At 40.9% G+C, this 9,653-nt stretch carries 11 protein-coding genes; all 11 read left to right on the plus strand.

What is annotated here, in order from left to right:
* Nucleotides 1-1,292 precede the first annotated feature (1,292 nt).
* The gene (locus METPAY_RS01260; protein ID WP_048148422.1) at nt 1,293-1,535 is read left to right on the plus strand and encodes a hypothetical protein; all 243 of its coding nucleotides are present in this window, start codon (nt 1,293-1,295) and stop codon (nt 1,533-1,535) included.
* Between the two features lie 14 nt (nt 1,536-1,549).
* Nucleotides 1,550-1,939, plus strand: coding sequence for a hypothetical protein (locus METPAY_RS01265; protein WP_048148424.1), 390 nt, complete (start codon nt 1,550-1,552; stop codon nt 1,937-1,939).
* Nucleotides 1,940-1,997: 58 nt separating this feature from the next.
* On the plus strand, nt 1,998-3,131 hold the full coding sequence (locus tag METPAY_RS01270; RefSeq protein WP_048148426.1) for a hypothetical protein: 1,134 nt from the start codon (nt 1,998-2,000) through the stop codon (nt 3,129-3,131).
* A 72-nt stretch (nt 3,132-3,203) separates the two neighbouring features.
* The gene (locus tag METPAY_RS01275) at nt 3,204-4,109 is read left to right on the plus strand and encodes an ABC transporter ATP-binding protein (protein WP_048148428.1); all 906 of its coding nucleotides are present in this window, start codon (nt 3,204-3,206) and stop codon (nt 4,107-4,109) included.
* A 1-nt stretch (nt 4,110) separates the two neighbouring features.
* Complete coding sequence (locus METPAY_RS01280; protein ID WP_048148430.1) at nt 4,111-5,124, plus strand: ABC transporter permease subunit; 1,014 nt, start codon at nt 4,111-4,113, stop codon at nt 5,122-5,124.
* Nucleotides 5,125-5,138: 14 nt separating this feature from the next.
* Entirely contained in the window at nt 5,139-6,161 is a 1,023-nt protein-coding gene (locus METPAY_RS01285; RefSeq protein ID WP_048148433.1) for an ABC transporter permease subunit, read from the plus strand.
* Nucleotides 6,162-6,358: 197 nt separating this feature from the next.
* Entirely contained in the window at nt 6,359-7,795 is a 1,437-nt protein-coding gene (locus METPAY_RS01290; RefSeq protein ID WP_048148435.1) for a phage tail tape measure protein, read from the plus strand.
* Nucleotides 7,796-7,800: 5 nt separating this feature from the next.
* Nucleotides 7,801-8,316 carry a phage baseplate protein gene (locus METPAY_RS01295; RefSeq protein ID WP_048148437.1) on the plus strand — a complete coding sequence of 172 codons (516 nt, stop codon included), beginning with the start codon at nt 7,801-7,803 and terminating at the stop codon, nt 8,314-8,316.
* Nucleotides 8,313-8,585, plus strand: coding sequence for a hypothetical protein (locus METPAY_RS01300; protein ID WP_048148439.1), 273 nt, complete (start codon nt 8,313-8,315; stop codon nt 8,583-8,585). Before METPAY_RS01295 ends, METPAY_RS01300 begins: the two co-directional genes overlap by 4 nt.
* Nucleotides 8,582-9,397: a hypothetical protein gene (locus tag METPAY_RS01305; RefSeq protein WP_048148442.1), complete on the plus strand. Its 816-nt coding sequence runs from the start codon at nt 8,582-8,584 to the stop codon at nt 9,395-9,397. Before METPAY_RS01300 ends, METPAY_RS01305 begins: the two co-directional genes overlap by 4 nt.
* A partial coding sequence (locus METPAY_RS01310; RefSeq protein ID WP_048148444.1) for a hypothetical protein occupies nt 9,394-9,653 on the plus strand: 260 nt, incomplete at its 3' end. The genes METPAY_RS01305 and METPAY_RS01310, both read left to right, overlap by 4 nt.

Here is a 9,653-nt window from a genome sequence, read left to right on the forward strand (position 1 = left end):
GGGGTCAGGGTAATTCAATGCCGGACAGCCCACCCAATTTGTCCGGGGATGCCCTACCCCGCCATAGGAAGTCTAATTCTCATTATATTATCTATTCTCTCCAACGATCACATCACATAAACAATTAAATCTTAAATAGATAGCATGAAATCCAAAAAAACAAATCAAATTAACTAAATTCCAAAACAGAAACCATTTACAGGAAAAAAGAATCACCCCGAAGGTGATTCCCTTTACCTCTGTTTGCAACCCTGCGAAAAGTCGCTGTTAAAACAGTTGTTTCAGAACTGTTTCATGAAGTTTAAACTTCAAATTATAAACGTTTGTACAAACAGATACTCGCTCCCGGCAGGAAAATTATAATCCTCTCTATCGACAGCAAACATCCTGTACGCACGTCTAAGGGGAAATCATAGACGATTACCCTTCCTAAACTGAACTAGGAGACTATTATCTCGCTTTTACAATATATAATAATTCCGATCACTACAAGGCCCGAGTATCTAATATGCATATTCCCGGGAACAGATTTCTTTATGTGAAGATTCATACTAATTTAAAAAATTAACAATATATAATGGGCAGATTTCCTGCCTCTATTTGCTGACCGCCGTCACTTGATCTTTTTTAGCCGTTTTCTCTCATAAATTTTGCGTGGGATAGCAACGAAGAGAGATCTGGATTTTTTTCAAACGCGTAGACGATTGTTCAACGAGAAGTTTAATATATGAAATTAAATTTTTCTTCGTGAGCAGTGGAGGGTACAATATTCCTTCACCGGGGACATAGAATAAATCACTGCCGGACACAGGCCCCCATGGAAGGGACCTACTAAAACCTGCGAAAAGCCGCTGCTGAAACAGTCGTTCCAAGCACTGTTTCAGGAAAAACCCAATAGCGATTTCCAAAGTCAGGGTTCTTAAGCGGAATGCACGCACTGTGCATCAATCATCCGGATTGACCTGCCCAAAACTGAACAAAGGCTAAAGTATTCTTCTCTTTTGAATATATAACAATTCCGATCAATACCTAATCATTTTTTTATGGCCTGCAATACACACGAGGCAGATTTCCAAGTCACCCTCTCTGTTCGCCGTCACTTGATCTTTTTTTAGCCGTTTTCTCTCATAAGTTCTGCGTGGGATAGCAACGGAGACAGATCCAGATTTTTTCTATTTCATAGAAGAGATTTTTCTCAAACGTGTAGACGATCGTTCAACAAGACGTTTAATATATGAAATTAAATTTTTCTTCGTGGGCAGTGGGGGGTACAATATTCCTTCACTGGGGACATGAAAAAATTCACTGCCGAAAACAGGCTACCTGTGTCCGGGAGTACCTTGCCCAGCCTTAATTGGCCCCATGGAGGGCTTATGGTAACCCTGCGAAAAGCCGCTGTTGAAACAGTTGTTTCAGAACTGTTTCATGAAACTCAGACAGCGGTGAAAAGATTAAAGTTCTTAAAAAAAGAGCTTGAAAAATTTAATCAACGGATTAACCGAATAAGAGCCACTTCAAAACTAAAATTGAAATAAAGGAGAAAACAGAAATGAAAACATTAAATTTCAGAAAACTCGGCCTCCTCCTTGTGATGATGCTTTTAGGTGGAATGGCACTTGTCGGGCCGGTAAGTGCCGATGGCATCGAAGCAGATGGCGGAGCATATATCTCGGGATCGTCAATAATATACCATGGGTCAGCAGGATATTTAGGAGAAACCTGCGATGTCATATCGGTCCAAGCCGAAGTAACCGATCTTTGGAACAATGTGGTGGTTTCTAATACAGGAACTATTTCAAAAACAAATACTAATTATGTCTCAACCGGAAATTGGTATTTCTCACCATTTTATACAGATGATATATATGAGTTATATGTACGTGCAGCGAGTACTGGTCCTACAGACTATGACCATTATTTCCAAGATATAATAACATGAATAATCTCTTTTTTTGCTGACTAAAAATTTAATATTGTGATTCTAAGAGGAAGCATTCATGAAAACTAAAATTACGAAAAAATCAGTACAAAAAAAATATGGACTAAATAAGTCATTTAAGTTTTGTCTTGTATTAATTCTATTAATCTGTTTTTCTGCGGGTTGCATTTCACAAACCAGTAATGAAACCGCTATTTCAAATTATACAGAGAAAATTGGTTCTGTTGGATCAGACAATAATATCGAGAATAACCAAACAGGCACTGCCACTCCTGAAAAAAGCACAGGAGAATCAAAAAGCTTAAGGGAATTATTTAATGGCTATAGTAATTATATTCAGGAATTATTCCCATATTTTATTCCTGAAACAATAAATAATAAAATACCATGGGAAGAATCAGATCCCGTAATCCCTGCAATAAAAGTTTATACATATAAGGATCTAAAAACGTCTGACGGCATTATATATGAAGCACGAATTAATGCCGAAACAGGGAAAATTCGCTCCGTATATGAATCTTCGGGTTATTTAGCGCCTTCAGGTGAAGTTAAACTGACTCTTGATGAAGGAGAAGAAATTGCAAGATCCTTTGTATTAAAGGCATTTGGACAAGATCCCGATGATATAGGAGATCCCGATAACATTTTTACCACAATCAAAACTTCTAATTATGTTAATCTGGATAGATTTAATAAATTAGGCAAAGCTGCAAATATTTACGTCAGATATTACAATAAATATGAGGGATTGGATGGCGGACCTGTTTTACAGATGACTATCAATTCAATTTCCGGTAATGTAACATCATGTCAGTTTAACATTCCAAATCTTCAAAATCATACATTCTCTTCTTCTGTACCTTCAGTTTCTCTAGACGAAGCAAAAGAAATTATTGAAGAAAAAATAGACGAGAAATACCCGGGAGAAGTAAAAACATATGAATTTTTAAATGACGATAAATCTGAGATGTTGTTGTGGGATACCGGTGTTCCGGTATATTATGATAACACAACACCGGTTCGCCTGATCTGGGAATTGGAGTTCAATGTTGAAAGAAACATTGGTGCAGAGCCAGATATTTCTAAATTTGACGATTCTACATATGGTGCTGTAATAGATGCACATAGCGGAGAAATTCTTTGCCTTTTTTATAAGGATATTACAATTGATTATCTGAAAAAATACTACTAGTAAGGATCGTTTTGGTGTGACAGATTTAGAGATGAAAACCAGGAAAAAAAATATTTTTGGAGTACGGATTTTATGATTACGACTAGAAATCTCACAAAAATATATGGAGAAAAGGCAGCAGTAAATAATCTTAATCTTGAGATCGGTAACGGAGAAGTATTCGGTTTTTTGGGTCCTAACGGTGCCGGAAAAAGTACGACGATTTTAATGCTTACCGGGATGATTGAGCCTACATCCGGAAGCTGCCTTATTGATGGTATTGATGTTACAAAAAATCCATTAAAGGCGAAAAAGATAACCGGTTATCTACCTGAAGACGTAGGATTTTACGAAAACCTGACTGCCGAACAAAATCTGGACTATGTTGCCAGATTTTATGGAATGAACCCTGAAAAACGAAAAAAAAGAATTGACTTTCTTCTCGAACTTGTAAAACTAGAAAATGTCACCCAGACTCTTAGCGGATATTCCCGTGGAATGAACCAGCGTTTGGGGCTGGCACAGGCTCTTTTAAACGATCCAAAAGTGGTAATTCTGGACGAACCAACAGCTAATCTTGACCCTGAAGGAGTATTTCAGTTCAGAAAAATTATTCACAATTTGTCTGATGAAGGAAAAACTATTCTTATCTGTTCCCATGTTTTATCAGAAGTGAAAAAGGTCTGCAAAACACTTGGAATATTATCACAGGGAGATCTTGTTGCCAGGGGCACAGTTGAAGATGTTGAAAAGCAGCTTATTGAAAAAAGTCAAAATCCTTTAAAAATCATTCTTGAAACAGAAGAGCCGCTTCCTGAAATTAAGCATTCCGAAATTATAAAAATTGAAGTTAATAATAATCATGCCATAATATATACAAAAAATGATATCAGGAAAAATATCTTTGATATTCTAAAAAAAGATTATAAAATAATTGATATACATCTTGAATCCCCCCCTCTTGAGGAATTATTTCTTAATGTCTACAGGAGGGAATAGTGTGATATCAGAAAGGGTTTTAATTGTTGCCAAAAAGGAATTTATTGGGAATATTACAAGCAAAAAATTTTTTCTCATCCTCATTTTATTCGCAATTATTGTAGGAATAGGTGCTTTTGATGGTATCAGTGAATACTACAGCGTGCTTGATGAGTATAAATCCGGGAGCAGCGATGTTTATCAAATCCCTCCGACCCCTGTAATAGTATTTGGAAGTATTACAGAAAATCTGGGCTATTATGGATTTGGAGCAATTATTGCCATAGCACTTGGTTTCAATCTGATTTCAGGTGAAAGGGAATCAGGATCGCTCAAATCTCTTCTTTCGCATCCGGTTTTCCGGGACGAAATAATCAATGGGAAGGCTATTGGAGGAATTTTTTCATTGCTTTTTGCAGAAACGATTGTCTTTACTATCGTTATCGCACTAATGCTTACAAATGGAATTGTTCCTGACTTGAACGCATTTGGAAAAATATGCATAATCTGTTTTTTTATATTATTATTTCTAATTGCCAATTTTTCTCTTGCACTGATGTCTTCAGCAATTTGTAAAAGCAGTAGTAGTGCACTGATTTTATCAGTATCCCTGCTCTTTATCATGTCATATCTGATTCCTGTTGCAGGACTTGAAGTCTCAAGTTATCTGATCCTGGGAGATGAGCCGGAAACAATCTATTCAAATGAAATGTCCTCCATGTCAGCCAGCGAAGTGCAGTATTATCAGGATACGAAACTTGATTATATGAATAAAAAAATTAGTTTACAGGACATTTTATCAGTATTTTCCGTTAGAAGAATATTTTCAGAAATAGTTGACCCTTTTACAAGAACATCATCGTATCTTCTAACCCTGGAGATGTACGGGGGTGATAATACTTCTTTTCTTGAATACGAGCCTTCAACTCTTGAAATACTTGAAAGTATATGGACCAAAATATTTGCATTGATAATGTTTCCTGTTATTTTTTTTGGAATCGCATATGTAAAATTTATGAGAATGGATCTAAGATGAAGAGGTGATTTATAATGAATTTAGAAAGATTACTAATTGTTTCCAAAAAGGAATTCTTTGATCAGATCTCAGGCAAAAAATTTCTTGCACTTTTTTTTATGCTGATGGTTATTGCCGGTGTTTCTGTAATTAGTGAGTATCAAACCTATACTAAAGAAATGGAAGCATATGCTAATTCCGGAAGTACATATCTTGACGAATATGGAATAATTCATTCGGGTGATGCAGCATATAATCCTTCTCCGGTCAATATATATTATGGGATTGTAAACGGTCTTTCGGGTTATATTTTTGGACCTTTAATCGCAATTTCAGCTGGTTTTAATTTAATTACAAAAGAAAGAGAATCTGGTTCGATAAAATCTATTCTTTCTCATCCACTTTACAGAGATGAATTAATAAACGGAAAGGCAATTGGAGGAATAGGAGTATTGGCTGTAGCTACAGTTGGTCTTTTCGTAATTATTACAGCAATTCTGTTTTTATTAAGCGTAGTGCCTTCAGGGGACGATTTTATTTCAATAGCACTTCTTTGCGCTATAACAATATTATATCTGGCAGGCATTTTTTCAATGTCTCTTATGGTGTCGTCACTAACGAAAAACAGTGGAACTTCATTGATTTATTCTTTAATTTTATTCATTATTTTGTCATATGTTGCAACAATTGCCGCTCCTTCTGTAAGTTATCTGATAATCGGCCCTGAACCCGCTATAATCGGCAACGATGGATTTGAATTTAACGACTATGATGAATTGAGCAATTATTATTCAACTCAAAAAATTATTGAAAACAGTGTTGAATATTTTTCAATAAAAAATAATTATTTATACGCAGGAATAGCCCTGACAAAACCGTCGTTTTTCTGGGCATTCAAAGGTGCAGACGAAGTTCATTTTTATGATTATTCTAAGATGGGTATAGGTTTTGAGGATATATTAGGTAAAATATGGGGTAATATATTACTTTTAATTGCATACCCGATAGTTTTTTTCGGGATAGCCTACGTGAAATTCATGAGGATGGATTTAAGGTGACCGTGCTATGAAAAATCAAAGCAGATATTTTTCTTTTCATTGATAATCGTCTGAATATTGAATGTACCAAAAGAGACACATAAGAAAACCTGAAAAAATTCTTTTTCACTCTCATAATTCATCCCTTCTTTGATCCAGGTTCTCCGGAAGTTTTCACCCGACTTCGCTTTATAAATCACATCAATGAAGAATTACCCATGTCCGAGGAAGGAACAATTCGTTCGATAGAGATCATCTGGGAGCTGGTGGACGACATAACCTCTCCGGTTGAAAAGATCAACGAAAATATAAATAAAATGATCGGGAAGAGCCGGGAGATCATTGAAAAATATGGAGAGACGGTTACAAATTCGATTAATGAGATAGCCAGGGCCTACCAGTATGCCCAGGAGGTTCTTGATTCATATACGAAAGACCTGAAAACCTGTTCGCAATATACTGGTGTCAGCGAGGAGATTCTCGAATATATGCAGAATTCCCCTGAATTCGTATTCAACAGGCATGCAATATCCGATATTTCAGATCTCTCACGGCAGTGGGCGACGGAATCAGAAGGAGATACATCCCTCAATCAGGTATCCTTCAATGCCGGGATTGCAGGCGGTTCCGGCATGATACTGATGGCCGGAACTGATATGACAAATATCGAAAAAATACAAGCCGTCAACAATGCGATAACGGACTCGATCGGCCTGTACAGGGAATTCTCCGGTACGATGGCATCGGTATTATCTGAAAATCCCGCTTTGAACGACATGCTGACGGGTGCTTTTGAACAGATGCCCGAATCCCTGCAGGGAATAATATCCACCGGCGGCGAGGCTGGATCGGCACTTATGGGTATTACGGAGAGCGTGCTGCCCCTCGCCAATTCTGCATTCTCAGTAGCTGACGAATGGGGCCAGGTGTACGGGATCCTGACAAATTATATCCCTGCTTCGACCTTTGCAACCCTCACAACAGGCGGACTTTCCGGCGCAATGACGACGCTCGGAACGTCACTTTGGGCGATTGCGATAAACCCGGTGACCTACGCAATTCTTGCAATCGTAGCCGCGGCCTGGCTCTTGTGGGATGTCTTCGACAAGGGCTGGGAGAACTCGATGCTGAAGGGAGCGGTAGACTGGATATTCGAGACCTTCCCCTGGCTGACGCCTTTGGTCGAAGGGATCGTCACCGCATTTACATACCTGCAGGAGGTCATGGCCTCGGTCTGGGAATACATAAAACCGATCGTCGACACCATCACAAGTACACTAGAAAATCCCGTGGTAAAGACGGTCCTTGACGCCTTATGGAGTGTAACCCCGATGGGAATGGCCGAGAACGTCTATGCAGTCGCAACAGGACAGCCGACAAGACTGCAGTCCGACTTCGAGGACTTTGCCGGCGGAGAATACATCCAAAACGCCTACCAGACGCAGGAGATCACAGACAAAGCCTATGGCTCTTCGGCAGGAGGCGGAGTCACGGTGAATATCGGAAACGTCGATGCGTCCATGAACACCGGAGACCTCAAAACCGAAGGCGTGACGGCGGACGACCTGAACACGATAATGAACAAACGCGACAGGAACCTTCAGTCGGGGATGCAGCGGATGATAACCGGGGAACTGGTCTCAGTAGGAGCGTGATTATAATGGCAACAGAAGATATCGTGCTGATCTACGACAACGTAAGAACGGTCCTGGAGACCATATCCGAGGTCTCGTACTCGGACAGTCTCGAAGTGCCGCAGCATAAGACTGCCGCACAATATTCAATAAGTGATCACATCATCCAGAATCCGGTGTCGGTAACACTGAAGATGACGGTTTTGAAAAAAGACATCGACACCCTGGTCTCGCTTAAGAACCAGAAAAAACGCCTGAAATTCATATCCGAAACACGGGTGGTCGATACCGTCGTGATATCGGCCCTGAATTACAGCGAGGGATCTTCGATAAACACGTGCAGTGCTACCCTGAAACTGCAGGAGGTAATCACCGCGACCATCGAATCGGCCTCCGAGTCCCTTGAGATACTTACCGCAAAGCCGGAGAAGTCGGTCACCGCGTCAGGCTCTTCGTCTTCGCCGGAGGAGAAAACAACAACTACGGACGGGATTACGGAAATTATTGAAAGCGGCGATACAGTGGAGGGGATGCTCGGATGACTTCGATACTGCCTTTCGAGACCTCGGTCGGATGCCCGCAGAAGCAGCTCTTCAAACTGGACAATATTACCTACTCGGTATTCTACCAGTACAACCCGACGGCGGATATCTACACGGTCTCCATCAGGAGAGTCGCCGGCGACGTTCAGCTGTATTCCGGGAAACTGGTCGAAGGCTTCTACAACAATATCAAAGACGATGTCACGAAGGAGGTTCTCTTTACCCTGTACGTCAGCAACCTGGAAAACATGGAGGTCTGGATCATATGAGCTCCACATCCTGGTATCGTATCGCATCGGTCCAGGTCGACGATCTCGTATTCGATTACGAGAGCTGCGATATCGAGTTCAAGATCAAAAAATCAGGCGACTCCAGCCAGAACCAGGGTGAGATTACGTTATGGAATCTCGACAACAAAACCTTAAACGCGATAAGCAAAGACGCACGAGTGCGGGTTAAGGCCGGGTTCAAAGGAGATTACGGAACTATATTCGAGGGCTATGTCACGAAGAAAGAGCCGCAGGCGGACGGTGTGGATCTCTCCACGATTATCACCTGCTCGGACTCCTCATTTCTCTTTTATAATTCGAAGGAATTCGTTTTCGAAGTGCGTGAAGGTCAGAATCTTTCGGGGGCGGTCAAACAGGTATATGACGCATGTGATGTCCCAGCCGGGAAGATCAGCGACATCGATTATACCTTCCCCCATGCCAGGACGTTTACCGGAACCGGCCAGGCGATCCTCGAAGAGATGCTCAAAACAATAAACGGCTCTTCGAAAGATACAAAATATGTCTCGTATACCGAGGGAGGAATGGGATACTTCGTCAGGTCGGACAACAGGACAGCCGAAGTCTTCGAGATCAACAGTTCGACCGGACTTCTGACGATCGAGGTTTCAGAAGATTCGAACTCGGACACGGTCGCCACTTTGACTACGCTCCTGAACTGGAGGATCGGAATCGACACATGGCTCAGGATCGAGAGCCCGAATATCAACGGACTGTTCAAGGCGTCCGGGTATACACATACCCTCAGGGGCGACACCTACGAGACCGAGATAGAGGTGGCCGAAGCATGACGGGGATCGGTACGCTCACGAAGAACCTGATCGAAAAGGAAGTAGGCAGGTTATGGACGGCTACGGTCGCAAAGGTCGTATCGGTGGATTATGAAAAGAACCTATGCAGCGTTACGATCAAAAACACCGTCGGCGGAAACGAAGTCACGCTGAGAGACCTTCCGGTAATGTATCCTTCGACCTCGGCGGGTACTCTCATGCTTGCGATATCGGAGGGCGATCTCGTCATGGTTATCTTCGGGAAATGGAATATCAG

It is taken from the genome of Methanolacinia paynteri, assembly GCF_000784355.1.
Lineage (GTDB): Archaea > Halobacteriota > Methanomicrobia > Methanomicrobiales > Methanomicrobiaceae > Methanolacinia > Methanolacinia paynteri.